11 protein-coding genes are annotated in these 13,521 nt (G+C 71.4%); 3 read left to right on the plus strand and 8 right to left on the minus strand.

Annotated features, from left to right (window positions below):
- The first annotated feature begins 317 nt into the window (after nucleotides 1-317).
- Nucleotides 318-839, plus strand: coding sequence for an N-acetyltransferase (locus ABZ117_RS22905; RefSeq protein ID WP_356823601.1), 522 nt, complete (start codon nucleotides 318-320; stop codon nucleotides 837-839).
- Nucleotides 840-1,157: 318 nt separating this feature from the next.
- Here ABZ117_RS22905 and ABZ117_RS22910 read toward each other — a convergent pair whose 3' ends face one another.
- The 4 genes from ABZ117_RS22910 to ABZ117_RS22925 form a co-directional block, all read right to left on the minus strand.
- Entirely contained in the window at nucleotides 1,158-2,942 is a 1,785-nt protein-coding gene (locus ABZ117_RS22910; protein WP_356823492.1) for an Imm49 family immunity protein, read from the minus strand.
- A gap of 547 nt (nucleotides 2,943-3,489) precedes the next feature.
- Entirely contained in the window at nucleotides 3,490-4,038 is a 549-nt protein-coding gene (locus ABZ117_RS22915) for a GNAT family N-acetyltransferase (protein WP_356823493.1), read from the minus strand.
- 1,028 nt (nucleotides 4,039-5,066) lie between these two features.
- Nucleotides 5,067-6,482, minus strand: coding sequence for a DEAD/DEAH box helicase (locus ABZ117_RS22920; RefSeq protein WP_356823494.1), 1,416 nt, complete (start codon nucleotides 6,480-6,482; stop codon nucleotides 5,067-5,069).
- A 117-nt stretch (nucleotides 6,483-6,599) separates the two neighbouring features.
- Nucleotides 6,600-6,884, minus strand: a complete 285-nt coding sequence (locus ABZ117_RS22925; RefSeq protein WP_356823496.1) for an NAD(P)H-binding protein — start codon at nucleotides 6,882-6,884, stop codon at nucleotides 6,600-6,602.
- Between the two features lie 223 nt (nucleotides 6,885-7,107).
- Between ABZ117_RS22925 and ABZ117_RS22930 the strand changes: the two genes are divergently transcribed.
- Entirely contained in the window at nucleotides 7,108-9,402 is a 2,295-nt protein-coding gene (locus ABZ117_RS22930; protein WP_356823497.1) for a helix-turn-helix transcriptional regulator, read from the plus strand.
- A gap of 13 nt (nucleotides 9,403-9,415) precedes the next feature.
- Entirely contained in the window at nucleotides 9,416-9,973 is a 558-nt protein-coding gene (locus ABZ117_RS22935; RefSeq protein ID WP_356823499.1) for an XRE family transcriptional regulator, read from the plus strand.
- A 231-nt stretch (nucleotides 9,974-10,204) separates the two neighbouring features.
- Here ABZ117_RS22935 and ABZ117_RS22940 read toward each other — a convergent pair whose 3' ends face one another.
- The 4 genes from ABZ117_RS22940 to ABZ117_RS22955 all read right to left on the minus strand — a co-directional run bounded on the left by ABZ117_RS22940 (nucleotide 10,205) and on the right by ABZ117_RS22955 (nucleotide 13,499).
- Nucleotides 10,205-10,501, minus strand: a complete 297-nt coding sequence (locus tag ABZ117_RS22940) for a hypothetical protein (protein WP_356823500.1) — start codon at nucleotides 10,499-10,501, stop codon at nucleotides 10,205-10,207.
- Between the two features lie 166 nt (nucleotides 10,502-10,667).
- Nucleotides 10,668-10,916: a hypothetical protein gene (locus ABZ117_RS22945; protein WP_356823502.1), complete on the minus strand. Its 249-nt coding sequence runs from the start codon at nucleotides 10,914-10,916 to the stop codon at nucleotides 10,668-10,670.
- A gap of 184 nt (nucleotides 10,917-11,100) precedes the next feature.
- A complete protein-coding gene (locus tag ABZ117_RS22950; RefSeq protein WP_356823504.1) occupies nucleotides 11,101-11,496 on the minus strand; it encodes a peptidase inhibitor family I36 protein in 396 nt (131 codons plus the stop codon).
- 554 nt (nucleotides 11,497-12,050) lie between these two features.
- On the minus strand, nucleotides 12,051-13,499 hold the full coding sequence (locus ABZ117_RS22955; protein ID WP_356823506.1) for an FAD-dependent monooxygenase: 1,449 nt from the start codon (nucleotides 13,497-13,499) through the stop codon (nucleotides 12,051-12,053).
- Between the last annotated feature and the right edge of the window lie 22 nt (nucleotides 13,500-13,521).

Here is a 13,521-nt window from a genome sequence, read left to right on the forward strand (position 1 = left end):
TGGCATCAGCATCACCGCCTGTCCATCCACCTCCCCGGGCATCGCCGCGGACGAGGCGCGTTCGTTGATGCGCTGTTCACTCACACGTTCAGGGACTCGTTCGGCGACGGCAAGTTCGCGCCGCTCGGCCCTTATCTCCGCCAACTGCTTGGCAGGCTCCCTTCCGATTCATCGAGTTCGCGCGCCGCGCGGTGATGCGTTCCAACTGTTCGGCAGCAGCGACAGCCGAACCGGACCATGGGCGACTGGATAGGCTCGCGGTCGTGAATACGGCCTTGAACAGCAGCGGGACCGCTGAGCCGGTCATCCTGGACGCGATGGAGCTGATGTCTGACCCCGCCCTCGGAGAGCGGTTCGCAGAGTCGGCCCATCAGATTCTGGCGGACCTGGTCGTCGGAGGTGCCGCGCTCGGCTGGGTCGAACCACCCCCGCGTGATGAGGTGGCGGAGCTCTGCGACCACATCGTCGATGCGGTGGAGGCCGGGGATGGGGCCCTGCGTGCCGCATACCTCGATCGCCGGCTGGTCGGGCTGGGGTACTGGCTGCGCTACGCCCGGCCGACTCACCGGCCGCATGCCGACCTGGAGAAGGTCGCGGTGGATGCTGGCACCCATGGGCGTGGCGTCGGCCGGGCGCTGACCACTGCCTTGATCGCTGATGCCCGGCGGGCGGGTATCGAGGTCCTCACTCTGGACGCCCGTGGCGACAACGACAATGCTCTGCACCTCTACCGGTCGCTGGGCTTCACCGAGTACGGCCGTCTGCCTGACTTCGTCGCCGTCGGTGAACGCCGCTATGACAAGGTCTTCTGCATGTTGGACCTCCGCCAACAAGGCTGAACCGCGCATGCAGGCATGGAGGCCCCCCCGATTCCGATTGGTGATCATTTGCGCGGGCTGATCTCGGGGGGGCGCGGTGGGCTGGGCTTTCACGGTGACCGGCGGCCGGGTCACTCCGCGCTCGCCGCCAGGCTTCCGGTTGCGGCGTGCAAGGCATCACCCCGAATGACGTGGCCCTTGCCCGCCCGATGCTGGCCTTTACCGTGGACAACCCCCAGCGCCGCCCCATGGGTGGGCGCCGGATCGGAGGTGATGGACAGCGTTCCGGGCTGTGCGTTGTCCGGCTGTGCGTTGTCCGGCTGGGCGTGCGGCCGGGGCCTAGAAGGGCTCGGCGGCCTGGAGGAGCCGCTGGGGAAGGTAGGGGGACTCGACGCGGATGTCCCAGCCCCGGCGGCGGGCGTGGCAGGCCAGTGCGAGGACGTTGAGGTTGATCGTGGCGTCGGGGTCCTCGGCGCGGTCGCCGACCTGGTAATAGTCGCGGTGGGCTTCGAGTGCGTCGGCCAACGCCAGGTTGAAGCTCTCCTCGTCGCCCTCCACGAGCTGCGACAGCAGGATCGCCGGGGGCGGGAAGAAACCCCAGTCCTTGGCTCTCTCCACCTCAAGCAGCGCACGCTCCGCCGCTGCCTCCGGGTCCATGCCCGTCAGGTAGGCGTGGAGGGCCTCCCGGTAGGCGGCGAAGGCCGAGCCGTCCTTGCCGGCCACCGTGGGCCCGGTGAGGACCAGGGGTGCGAGGTCCTCGCGTACGCCGGTGATCAGGGCGAACGCGGTGGCGTGCTCCCAGGCGGCGGGGCCCGCCTCCTCGTCCCGAGCGGCCGGGTAGCGGAGGTTCTGTCCGTCGATGGTCACCTCGGCCTCGGTGCCCGGCTCGGCGAGGGCGACGCGGAACAGGGCCGCTCCCATCTGGGAAGCCAGCCGCAGGTTCTTCAACTGGGCGTCAGTGACGTCGGCGAAGTTCCCCGCACGCCACTTGAAGAGGAGCTCCTGGTAGCGGATGGCGCTCCCGAGCCGCCGAACGGCCAGGGGTTTCCCGTCCACCGGGGTGAGGGCCTCGCGGGTGTACGCGTCGAACTGGGCCTCGGTGTCCGGGTGCACGCTGCGTTCGGACACCGGCCGCTCCACCACCAACGGGCCGGCGGCCAGCGCTGCGACGGCGTCCGGACGCCGGTTGCGGCCGAAGCCCCCGACCCTCGGGCCACGGGTCGCGAAACCCGTGACCAGGGCGTGCGGGAGGTAGTCGGTGTGCGGGTCCGGTGTCCAGCCCAGCGTCCGGTACGCGAGCGCGGCCAGGCCGAGCGGCACCAGCGGGAGGAGACTCCGCGCGCGGGCGCGGGCGCGGGTGCGAGGGGCGTGCAGGGCGGTGTGCGCGAGCAGCAGGGCGGCCAGGCCCGCGTCGAAGGCCTCCCGGTCCTCGGCGGCCACGGCGCGCAGCGTCTTCAGCGCCACGCTGTCCGGCCGGTCGAGGAGACTCTCGCCGCTCTCCTCCGCGCGGTTGCGGAGGCGGGCCAGCGAGGCGTCGAGTGCGGTGAGCTTCGCCTGCGCACTGGGCGGGTACGTGTCCTCGTCGTTTCCGGTGTCGCCGAGGACCTGCGCCATGAACCCCGTGGCGAGCTCGCCGGCCGGGGTGCCCTTGGCCTTCTCGGCGAACTTCTCGCGTGCGAAGTGGAAGGCCTCGCCGTGCAACGTGGTCTTGTCGGTGAGGATGGCGAGGCAGAAGGCGTCGATCCATTCACCGGGGGTAACGCTTTCCTCCGCGCCGTCGGCGCCGTCCTCGTCGCGGGGGTCGTAGCTGATACCGAAATTCACGTAGTCGAGGAAGACCTGGAAGGTGCAGTGCGGGTAGTACGCCGCGTAGGCGACGGCGCCCGTGGCGGCCTCGGCGGCGTCCTTGAGAGCGGCCTTGGCCTCCGGCGTGTCGAGGTTGGGCGTCTGGGCGGAGAGGGCGCCCAGGTAGTCGAGGAACTCGTCGGCGACGGTCTGCCACTCGTAGGTGGCCATCCGGCCGGCCTTCGACATGGAGCGGACCTGTCGCCCGATCCGGTTCGCGAAGTCCTCGCGCGCCGCCGAAACGACTGCCTCGGCCACCTGGTGTCGTTCTATCCGCACTGCCCTGCTCCTTGATGCCGGTCCTGGTGCGGACAGCCTAGGCGCGGGGTCTGACAGCGGTGCGGATGTGCGTTGTCGGAGAGGGGAGACTCCGTCAGTAGCAGCCGGATCGGGGCACCGCCTCCGCTCCGCCTCCCAGACACTTGTGGAACGGCCCTTGCGGACAGTCCGACAGCGCACAACCGAATGGGGACGGGTTCCCGTTCGCCGGTCTCCGTCGACGGGCCGGGTGGTGCTGCGCTACCGGGGAGGCGGCCAGATGGGCCGGCGTTCGGAGGTCGCGGTCGGGGCGTGCACCTGTCGGGCGCGACCGCACTGAACGGTGAATTGGTCGTCTGGGACACTGCGGACCGCCTCGGTTTCTGCGCCGGGCAGTCACTCGGGGCGCCGGCCAGGTCAGACCCGGCGCCGCGCGTGGCAGGCAGTTGGTGATTGCAGGTGTGGACGGCTCCTTCTTGGTCGTCCGCTCTGGCCATCGAACCCGGTGGGTGCCCCCGGGGGCACGCCGAGGAACCGACCCGCGGATCGGCGGCAGTAGCGAACGACCTCACGCCTCGTCGTTCATCCGCGAATACATGAACATGTCCCGACGTTCGTCCCCCACCACCTGCCACCCGCGCAGCAGCCCTTCACGTTGAAACCCCGCACGCTCGGCAGAGCGTACGGAGGCCGTGTTCCAAGGCTCCACCCACAGTTCGAGCCGGGGAATCCGCAGATCGCGCAAGGCCCAGCCGGACACCGCGTCGACCGCCGCCGCGGCGGCACCCTGACCACGCGCCGACCTGACGACCCAGTAGCCCAGCGACGCGCGGCCCTCATCCAAGTTCTTCAGCCACAACCCGACCTGACCGACCGGCCGATCATCAGAGGCCACGATGACGAACGTATACCCGGCCCCCGTGGTCGCCCGGCTCCACTGCCGTTCGATGAATGCGACACCTGCCGGCTCCGAAAACGGCGACGGCACTGTTGTGATCAACGGGATGTAGTCGTCCTCCGACGCCTCATGGACAAGCGGGAGGTCCGAAAGGCGCCACGGCCGAAGGGTGAATCCACGATCGGCAGCGAGTTCGGGCACGTCAAGGGGCTGCTTCATCCAGCCATCCTGCCGTGCTCCGAGACCGGCGCGCACCCAGGTATCGGAGCCTGGTCTGCGAGCTCGCCGCGCACGGTCATGTCAGGGTCAGGCGAACGGGTGGCCGGCTGGGTCGGTGAAAACCCCGCTGGTGGCTGGTGCCGGTGATCACCGTGGCGGCGGGGGTGATGCTGGGCGTGTGGAAGCCCCTGCTCGCCGCACGCAGCGACGCCCTGGCGGCCCGGACCAGGAACAGGGCCGGGCAGGAGGCGCTCGCCGCGGCGGTCCTGGACTCCCTGCCGGTGGCTCCGGAAGCGAACGTGACGAGGCGGGCGGGGCGGCCCAGGCGATGGGGGTGGGCCGTAACAGCCGCGATGTCCTGCCAAGGCCCAGCTCTTCATCGTGGCCGCTTTCAGCGATCGTGAGTGGGAACGCGCCGAGGAACTCGCCACGCGCGAGCCGCGTCTTGCCCAGGCCGTGCGTCACCGCGGCGAAGGGCTGGGACTGCCTCGGATCCTGTAGGCAGCCCCCGAACTTGTCCAGCGTTGGGAACTGGCCGACAGCCTCTACGGCAAGGCCGTCCTGAAGCTCCGTCACCGCACGCCGCTGCGGACACCCCGACACCCTCCCGCCGCCCTACTGAAGGCGCTCACCGAGGACTGCCTGAACGGTTCTCAGCGCGCCGGTGCCCCGCCGACCTGGTACGAAGACGCCCTCGCCTGGGCTTGCCCGCCCGTCCACCCCACCACCGACATCTCCCCCCCTCGTCCCCACGCCCAAGCGGTGGGCCAGACCGACGGCCACCTGAGTCCGCCCATGCACCCACCCCTCCAAGTACCGAACCGGACCCGAACCTATGACCGGCATACCGACCGTTCGCAGGGCGCAGACACGAACAGTGTCGGCTGTTCGGTGAGTTGCCGGCGCAGCTGTCGGCTTCCGGTCACGACCTGGTGGAGTGCCCCGACGACGAGCAGGAGAAGTTCGGGCAGGATTGGGGGTTCTTGATACTGGGGTCAGGAAGTATTTGGCTCTCGGGGCAGCGGCTCTCAGCCGCCACGGCGCGTCTGGGCCGCCTTTCGGGCCTCGGCGAGCTTGCGGGCCTGGTCGGCCTTCCGGGACTTGCCGCCGGTGCCGCGGGAGGCGTCCTTGCTGGTGCCCAGGCCGCGGAAGGGGGCATTGGTGTTCTTGGGGCGGGGTACGGCGGGCCCGCCGTCGAGGGGGGTGCCCGAGGGGGCCTTGGCTCCGGTGATCCGGCTCAGCTCCGCCTCGCCCGAGCGCACCTTGGAGACGGTCGGCTCGATGCCGGCCTCGGCCATCAGCCGGCTCATATCCCGGCGCTGCCCCGACAGCACCAGTGTGACGACGCTGCCGGACTCACCCGCCCGGGCGGTACGGCCCGCGCGGTGCAGATAGTCCTTGGGGTCGGTGGGCGGGTCGACGTTGACCACGAGATCGAGGTCGTCGACGTGCAGGCCACGGGCCGCGACATTGGTAGCCACCAGGACGGTGACCTGGCCGGTCTTGAACTGGCCGAGGGTCCGGGTGCGCTGCGGCTGGGACTTGCCGCTGTGCAGGGCAGCGGCGTGCACTCCGCTGGCCCGCAGATGCCGGGTGAGCTGGTCCACCGCGTGCTTGGTGTCCAGGAACAGCAGTACGCGTCCGTCGCGGGCGGCGATCTCCGTGGTGACGGCGTACCGGTCGGGTCCGTGGACGACCAGAACGTGGTGGTCCATCGTCGCGACAGCGCCCGCGGACGGGTCGACCGAGTGGACGACGGGGTCGTGGAGGTAGCGGCGGACCAGGTCGTCGACGTCGCGGTCCAGGGTGGCCGAGAACAGCATCCGCTGGCCGTCGGGGTGCACCTGGTCGAGCACCTCGGTGACTTGCGGCAGGAAGCCCATGTCGCACATCTGGTCGGCCTCGTCGAGGACGGTGATCTTGACCCGTCCCAGGCGGCAGGCCGAGCGCTCGATGAGGTCGTGCAGGCGGCCGGGGGTGGCGACGACGACCTCGGCTCCCTCGCGTAGCGCAGCGGCCTGTCGGCCGATCGACATACCGCCGACGACGGTGGCCATCCGCAGCCGGAGTGCGTCGGCGTACGGCGCGAGCGCCTCGGTGACCTGTTGGGCCAGCTCCCGGGTGGGCACCAGGATCAGAGCGAGGGGCTGCTTCGGTTCCGCCCGCCGCCCCGCCGTCCGTGCGAGCAGAGGCAGGCCGAAGGCGAGCGTCTTGCCTGATCCGGTGCGCCCACGCCCCAGGACGTCGCGTCCCGCGAGGGCGTCGGGCACCGTGGCTGCCTGGATCGGGAAGGGGTCACGCACGCCGAGTTCGGTGAGCGTTCGCAGCACCTCGGCCGGCAGGTCCAGGTCGGCGAAGGAAGCGACCGGGGACACCGTAGGAGCGGTGGCCACCGGCTGGGCCAGGTCGTCGTGCGAGGCGCCGGGGCGGTGGGGGTGGTTCATGCAGACCTTCCGCAGGGGAACGTACCGAGGAAGGCCCGGCAGGAATGAACAGCCGACGCACGAGGGGAGCCGGACGGGGATACTCGTCGGCCGCCACGAGCGCGCAAACACGTAAGGCTAGCACAAAGTGACGACCGGCGTCGTGTCCTTGCGGAGTATGTCGATGAGACGGGGGACACCCTCCACGGTGAGCACCTCGACCACCGCCCGCGCATCGCGGGCGTCGACCACCTGACGCAGCAGTGCGTCGGCCAGGTCCGCCCGGGAGGTGAAGCGGCCTGGCAGGCGCGGTCCGGCGACCATCCGGTAGTCACTGACGGCAGCGGTGTCGAAGAGGCCGGCCGGCCGGACGATCGTCCAGTCACAACCGCTGCTCCGCACGATGTCCTCCGAGCGGCGCATGTTCCTCGTCCACGCTGTGCCCGACGAAGCGCGCGACGAAGGGTTCGAGCACCTTACGGAAGAAGCCCCTCCTGGCCCACCGCCGCGGCGTTGACCGACTGTTGGGGGGCGCCGCCCCGAAGCCTCGTCGTACGTGAGACAGACGCGAAACGCACGTCTACCGCACCTGATCAGTACGCCATGAGTACGCTTCAGGGGCATAGGGTGGCGACGGAGGTGCCTCATGTCCGAGTTGTTCGACGCGGTTGACGCGCTGGTCGCGTCCCGGTCCCCGCTGCCTCCGCCGACGGAGCGCAGGCGGCTGCGCCAGGCTCATGCGCTCACCCTTGACGAAGTGGCCGCCGCCCTGGGCGTGCGGCGCGCGACCGTCGGCGACTGGGAGTCGGGCAGGACCGAGCCACGCCCGCCGCAGCGGGAGGCGTACGCGCGCCTGATGAAGCAGCTCGCGCAGCTCTACCCCGCCCAGGAGAGCACCGGTGCGCCGCAGGAGGACACCGCTCCGCCGGGCACGTTCACCGGCCCGGCGCCCAAGGCACCGCCTGCCCCGCCTGCACCCACGGACCGGGTGCCTGAGGCTGCGGCCGGGACCAGCACGCCTGCCGGCACTCCGCCCACGCCGCCCGCGCCCCCCGCCGCCGTTCCCGCACCGGCCGCCGCCGCATCAGGTCCGGCGCCTGCCTCCCGGCCGTCGGGCCCGGCGCCTGCCTCCCGGCCGTCGCAGACATCGCGCCGCCCGGGCGCCAAGCAGGCCGCCGGGGCGAACACCCCCGCGCCCGGCGGCGGGTACGCGCACGGTCCGCTGCTCGTCCTCGACGCCGATTCCGACCGGAAGGTGAGCGGCTACGGCATCGGCGGCCTGATCCTGGACGTACCCGCCAAGTCCCTGCCCGCCCTGGTCGAGTGGACCCTCCAGGAAGCCCGGTTGGGGGCGGAGAGGCTGCACGGCTCCGGGAAGGACGCCGACCCGCTGCTGGTGCTCACCCGGGCGGCCTGCGAGCGCTACGGCCTCCCCGGGGAGTTGTCAGAGACGGAGCGGCACGCCGGGCGGCTCGGGGACGGGCACAAGGTCATCAAGCAACTCCAGCGTGCCGACTGGCAGCTCACCAAACGCGGGCTAGGGCCCTGGGCGCGGATCTACCGCCCCGCCCAGGGCGGCCGGAGGCAGTGCGTGCAGTTGTGCATCCCGTCCTGGCACGCCCTCGACGACCGCGCCTGGGGCCACGCCTCACAGCTCGACCCCGCCCAGCTCGCCCGGGTACTGGGCGTGTACGCCATGCGGGTGATGACGCCGGTCGGCACCACGGCCGTCACCGGCCTCCAGTTGATGACCGCGCTGAACCCGCCGACCCGCGCGAGCGAGCCGGACGCCACCGGCCGGCGGCACGCCGAGCACCGGCCCGGCTCGCTGGGCACGCAGCCGATCGACCCGGCGCCGTGCGAGGCGACCGACGGCCACCCCGTCCTGGCCCACCTGCCCCGCTTCCACGTGCGCGGCCCCGGCGAGAAGCTGTTCGAGGAGGCGTACGACTGGGCGCGGGACATGACCGACAGCGAGTGCATGAAGCGCTACCTGGTCGGCATCGACGTGAACCTGGCGTTCGGTGCGGCCGCCAACGGAGCCGTCGTCGGCCTCGCTTCGCCGCCCGTGCACGTCACCGACCCGGTCTTCGACGCGGCGCTGCCCGGTTCCTGGCTGGTCGACCTCTCCCACGTCGACCTCTCCCGGGTGAAGGTCGGCAAGCAGTGGCGTGAGCTCGACGGCGCGTTGCTGCCCAGCCCGTTCACGCCGACCGGAGAGCGCCCCGAGGGGCCGGCCTGGTACGCCACCCCGACGGTCGCGTACGCCGTCGAGCTGGGCTACGACGTGGCGCCGCTGGAGGCATGGGTGCGCCCGGAGAGCGGCCGGTTCCTGGACGGCTGGTACAAGCGGCTGCGCGACGCCTACGTCGACACCATGGCGGACCTCGGCGTCGCGGAGAAACTGTCCCCGGCCGAGTTCCTGAAGGCGATGGACGGCTACAAGAACCGCGAGCGGGAGATGGCGATCGTCGTGGACGCCGTCAAGATGACCGTCAAGGGCGGCATCGGCAAGCTTCAGGAGAAGGCGCGCGGCGGCGGCTGGAAGCCGGGGCAGGCCTGGCCCGCCCTCGCCCGGCCGACGTGGCGCCCCGACATCCGGGCCGCTGTCATCTCCAGGGCCCGGACCAACATGCACCGCAAGATGCTCGCCCTCGCGGCGGCCACCGGCCGCTACCCGGTCGCGGTCCTCTCGGACTGCGCCGTGTACGCCGCCGACGGGCCCGGTCCGCTGGACGTCCTGCCCTACGACGCCGACGGCAGGACCGTGCCGGGTTCCTTCCGGCTGGGGGTGTCACCCGGGATGGTCAAACACGAAGGCACCCAGAGCGTGCTGTGGGGCGCGGACGTGCTGGAGCGGCTCGGTCAGGACGGCAAGGTCGCCAACCTGGCCCGCTACATCAAGACCGGCGAGGTCACCGCCAAGGACACCGGAGAGTAGGAGAGTTACGGCGATGGTCACGGTCGGGGAAGGACTCGACAAGGCGGTGCAGGGCGCGTTCACGCGCCCGCTCCCCAAGTCCGCCGGGGCACGGATGCGTTACCTGGTCCGGCAGCACCAGCGCAGCACCCGGCGGGTGGCCGAGCTGCTCGGGGTCAGCCAGCGCACCGTCGAACGCTACGTGAAGAACCAGATCAAGAAGCCCCGGCCGGAGCTCGCCGACCGGCTGGAACGCGAGGTCCGCACGCGCTGGCAGCCGCAGATCAGGGCCAAGGCCAAGCAGACCGCGGCCACCACCGGCGGCATCATGATCGACACGCGTGCCCGGTTCGGCTTCACCGCGGCCCCGGGCAGCACCGACGACGCCCGGCTGCGTCACCTCACCCTCGCCCTGCCGCCCCACCACGCCGCCCGTCTCTTCCAGGCCCAGGAGGCCGGCGCCACCGAGGACCGGCTCCGTGAGATCGCCGCCGAAGCGCTGGGTGAGGTCTACTTCCGCGACAGCGGCCGCCGCGCCCACGGCCTGGAGGTGGAATTCACCGACCTCGGGCACCTTGAGTTCGAGCTGTAGCTCAGACCCTCTGAGTCCGGGCCCGGAATGTCGGTCGGTGCGGCACGCTCGGCCGTCAGGTGGCGCTCGCGTTCTCCCGGCCCCCGGAGTGCACGCTCCTTGTCACCTCAGCCGGGCCTCCGTAGGCGCGCGGAAAGGGCACGGTCTCCCTACGCGGACGACGCGGCGAGGCAGAACTCATCGGCCGCATGGGAGGAACCCCTACCCGCGCGAGCGGTGGTCGGGTTGTGGTCAGGGCGTGTCGCCGCAGTAGTAGAAGCGGCAGGCCACGCCCGGGCCGGGTGTGCGGGGTTCGCCGGGTCGTGGGTCGTACAGCGACCGCCCGCCGGGGAACTGTCCCAGCTCGGTGGGCAGGGCCGCGCCGTCGTCGACTTCCTCCGGCCGCCAGCCCGTGATGTCCAGCAGCAGCCCGTCCAGCGGACCGCCTGTGAGCACGGCGTACGTCCGGTGCGCAAGCGGGCCCGGGTCCTGGTCCTCGTACGCGCGGCCGTACACCCGGCCGCGCAGCAGCTGCTCATCTCCGTTCATCCGTCCAGAGTGACAGCCGCCACTGACAATGGGGCCGCGGACGGCGACGGGCCGGCCGGAATGGAGGCCGGCCCGACGCCGTGCCGAGCGGACCCCGCTGCCGCGCGACGCGGACCCCGCTGCCGGCTGCGCCCGGGGCAGCCCTGTCCTGTCCCGTCGTCCCTGCTCAGCCGCCCTGGTGTGTCACCATCGTGTCGAGCGCGGCCGCCACCGCGCCCAGATCGCCCGATGCCGCTCCCTCTGCGTCCAGGCGCTCGATGAGTTCCCGGCGCGAGACAACGGTCATCGCGCCCTGGCCACGCTCCGGGTCCGACTCGGGGCTGTCGACCACTTCGACTCGTCCACGCAGCAGCACCAGTACGGCGTCGTCCTGCCCACGGTCCAGCAACTCACGAAGGTGATCGGCAGTGATCATCGCTCTCGTCCCGCCTTCCTGCCGGTGACTGACCGGCTCTTGCCTGACGGACGGGCGGGTACCCCGTGAGCGCGAAGGTCTTCAGGCCGTTGTCGGTTCGAGGGTCCGCGTTCCAGTGGTTGCCGTCGTGACCGCGACCCGTCTGCCGAGATGCGGTTCCCACGACTAGAGCGTGTGCGCGGGCCTACTGCTTTTTGAAGGAGCGGATCTGGTAGCTGCCCTGGAGGTTGCCGCCGTGGCCGGCGGGCGTCGATCCGACGCGCGCGTGGTAGTTGGTCTGCGTGTAGTACTGCACGCGGTGACCCGTTCCGTTCCACACGGACAGCACGTTCTTGCCGTTGCGGATGAAGGAGCACAGGTCGGCGGTGTTCGCGACCTTCTCCGACGTCCACTGGCAGCGGGTGCCACCGCCGTCCCAGCCGCTGTAGATGCAGAAGTGCCCCGGGTCGCAGCGGAAGGTCGCGGCGGCTGCGCCGGTCCCCGGAGTGGCCGGGACGGAGGCGGCGGACGCGACGGGGGCTGTGCCGAGGGCCGCCGCGAAGGCGACCGAGGCGATGGCGAGCGAAGTGACACGGCGCATGGTGATCATTCCCTTACCACTGGTTTCATCGCCGGTGTCCCCGGACGACGGTTGCCAGTGTCATACGCTGCGAACGGCGGCCGCCAGAGCGTGCGCAGGGGCGCGCGAGGCGTCCCCGGCAGCTACCGGCATCACCTCTCCCCCGCGTGAGCCGGGGCCTCCGGCGGAGTCAGGTCGCGCGCTGACGCACGGCGCGCGACCCCGGCCCGGGGCGGCCTGTCCCGCCCGGACGAGGTATCGCGACCGACTCGTACCCGACCGACTCGTACCCGCGGTGCCTGGAGCAGGCCCCGGAGGTAGGTCCCCTGGTCACGCGCTCCCGCGCGTCTGCTCCCGCGCGTCTGTGCCCACGCCGACTCCGGGCTGTCCCGGTCTCCGGGCTGTCCCGGTCTCCGGGCTCTCGCGGTCTCCGGGCTCTCGCGCTCGGAGTGGCAGTCGTACCTGCCGGGGTGGAGTGTCCCGTACCGCGGAGCGTGCTGAGCGCGGGTCGGCGGGCTCCGCGAGCTGGTCGCGTTGTTCTGGCAGGCGGACGGGCGTGCCAGAACAGCCGAGTGCTATGGGTGGGTGACGGATGACGTGGTTGTCTTCTCGGCCGCCTTCCTGAGCCGGTCGAGTACCTCCCTCTCCGCGGGCCACAGGGGGGGCTCGGACGTCCGGGGGAGGAACGGTCCGGTCAGGCCGGCCAGCAGCGCCTTCGGCCGGAGCACCCGGGCCGGGGTGGCCGTCAGGCTGGTGACGTCCCAGAGTGCCGCCGCCGCGTCGTAGGAACCGGTCGCGGCCTTGGTCAGTCGGCGTGCGTAGTGCGCGGTGACCCGGTCGGCGAGTGTGGGCTCCCCGCCGAGTACGCCCGGGTAGAGGATGTCCATGCCGACGGCGGTGGCCCACGCCGTGTCGACGTGGCGGGCGGCGCCGCGCAGGACGCGTCGGGACAGACCCGGTCCGGTGAGGCCGTGCTGCCGCAGTTCGCGGGTCAGGACCTGGGCGCCGAGTGCCGCCACCGACATGCCCTGTCCGTAGGCGGGGTTGAAGGTGGTCAGCGCGTCGCCGAGGACGACGAAACGTTCCGGCCACTGCGCCGACTTCTCGAAGTACCGGCGAGCGTTGCTCGTGCTGCGGCCGCGCGTGACCACGACGTCGGTGAGAGCCTCCGCGCCGGAGATCAGGTGGCCGACGATGGGGTGCGGCAGGTCGAGGGTGTAGTCGAGGAAGCCCTGCGGGTCCTGGGGAGGTTCACCGCCCCGGGTGCCGCCCGCGCTGACCATCCACCGGTCTCCCTCGATCGGCAGCACCATGGCGCTCCGGCCGGGCCGGCCGTTGTAGGGGTTGGCCTGCACCACTGTCAGCGGGAAGTGTTCGGCGCCCTCCGGCGTGCGGTAGATCCGGGTGGCGTTGGTGAGTCCGGAGTCGATCTTCCGCTCTTCGACGCCCGTGATGCCTATGCCGCCGAGCCACTTCAGGCTGCCTGATCCCCGGCCGCTCGCGTCGACGACGAAGTCCGCTTCCACTTCCGGGCCCAGGCCGTGGTCCGCTCCGCTGACGCGGACACCGTGCACACGCCGAGCGTTGCCGAGGAGCCCCTCCACGCCGGCCCGGTGGATCGAGATGTTGGCGCAGGAGTCGAGCAGGGCCTGCCGGAGGACCCAGTCCAGCAGGGCGCGTGTGCAGGTGATCATGTGCGGGCCGTTCGACCTCCAGCGGCGGAACCACCCGCTGTCCGCGGTGAGGGCGAGCATGCCGTTGCCGAGGGCGATCTCGTGCGCCCCCGCGGCCAGGAGGCGGTCGCGCACGCTGTCCGGGAAGAGCGTCTCCATGGCGGACAGGCCACCTGCCATGAGCAGATGGGCGTGGTGGCCCTGGGGAACACCACGCCGGTTCTCGGGACCTTCGGGAAGCTCGTCCCTGTCCAGCAGGAGGATCTCCAGCGTGGGCTCGGCGCGGGACAGGGCCGCGGCGGCTACCAGCCCGGCTGTGCCGGCTCCGATCACGACGGCTTTTTGCGACAACTGTTACTCCTCGTAGCACTGG

The organism is Streptomyces sp. NPDC006309 (assembly GCF_040613095.1).
Taxonomy (GTDB): Bacteria; Actinomycetota; Actinomycetes; order Streptomycetales; family Streptomycetaceae; genus Streptomyces.

Coding starts and splice junctions, on each gene's coding strand:
- ABZ117_RS22905 (WP_356823601.1), top strand. CDS start 318: ATGGAGCTGATGTCTGACCCCGCCCTCGGAGAGCGGTTCGCAGAGTCG.
- ABZ117_RS22915 (WP_356823493.1), bottom strand. CDS start 4,038: ATGAAGCAGCCCCTTGACGTGCCCGAACTCGCTGCCGATCGTGGATTC.
- ABZ117_RS22920 (WP_356823494.1), bottom strand. CDS start 6,482: ATGAACCACCCCCACCGCCCCGGCGCCTCGCACGACGACCTGGCCCAG.
- ABZ117_RS22925 (WP_356823496.1), bottom strand. CDS start 6,884: ATGCGCCGCTCGGAGGACATCGTGCGGAGCAGCGGTTGTGACTGGACG.
- ABZ117_RS22930 (WP_356823497.1), top strand. CDS start 7,108: ATGTCCGAGTTGTTCGACGCGGTTGACGCGCTGGTCGCGTCCCGGTCC.
- ABZ117_RS22935 (WP_356823499.1), top strand. CDS start 9,416: ATGGTCACGGTCGGGGAAGGACTCGACAAGGCGGTGCAGGGCGCGTTC.
- ABZ117_RS22940 (WP_356823500.1), bottom strand. CDS start 10,501: ATGAACGGAGATGAGCAGCTGCTGCGCGGCCGGGTGTACGGCCGCGCG.
- ABZ117_RS22945 (WP_356823502.1), bottom strand. CDS start 10,916: ATGATCACTGCCGATCACCTTCGTGAGTTGCTGGACCGTGGGCAGGAC.
- ABZ117_RS22950 (WP_356823504.1), bottom strand. CDS start 11,496: ATGCGCCGTGTCACTTCGCTCGCCATCGCCTCGGTCGCCTTCGCGGCG.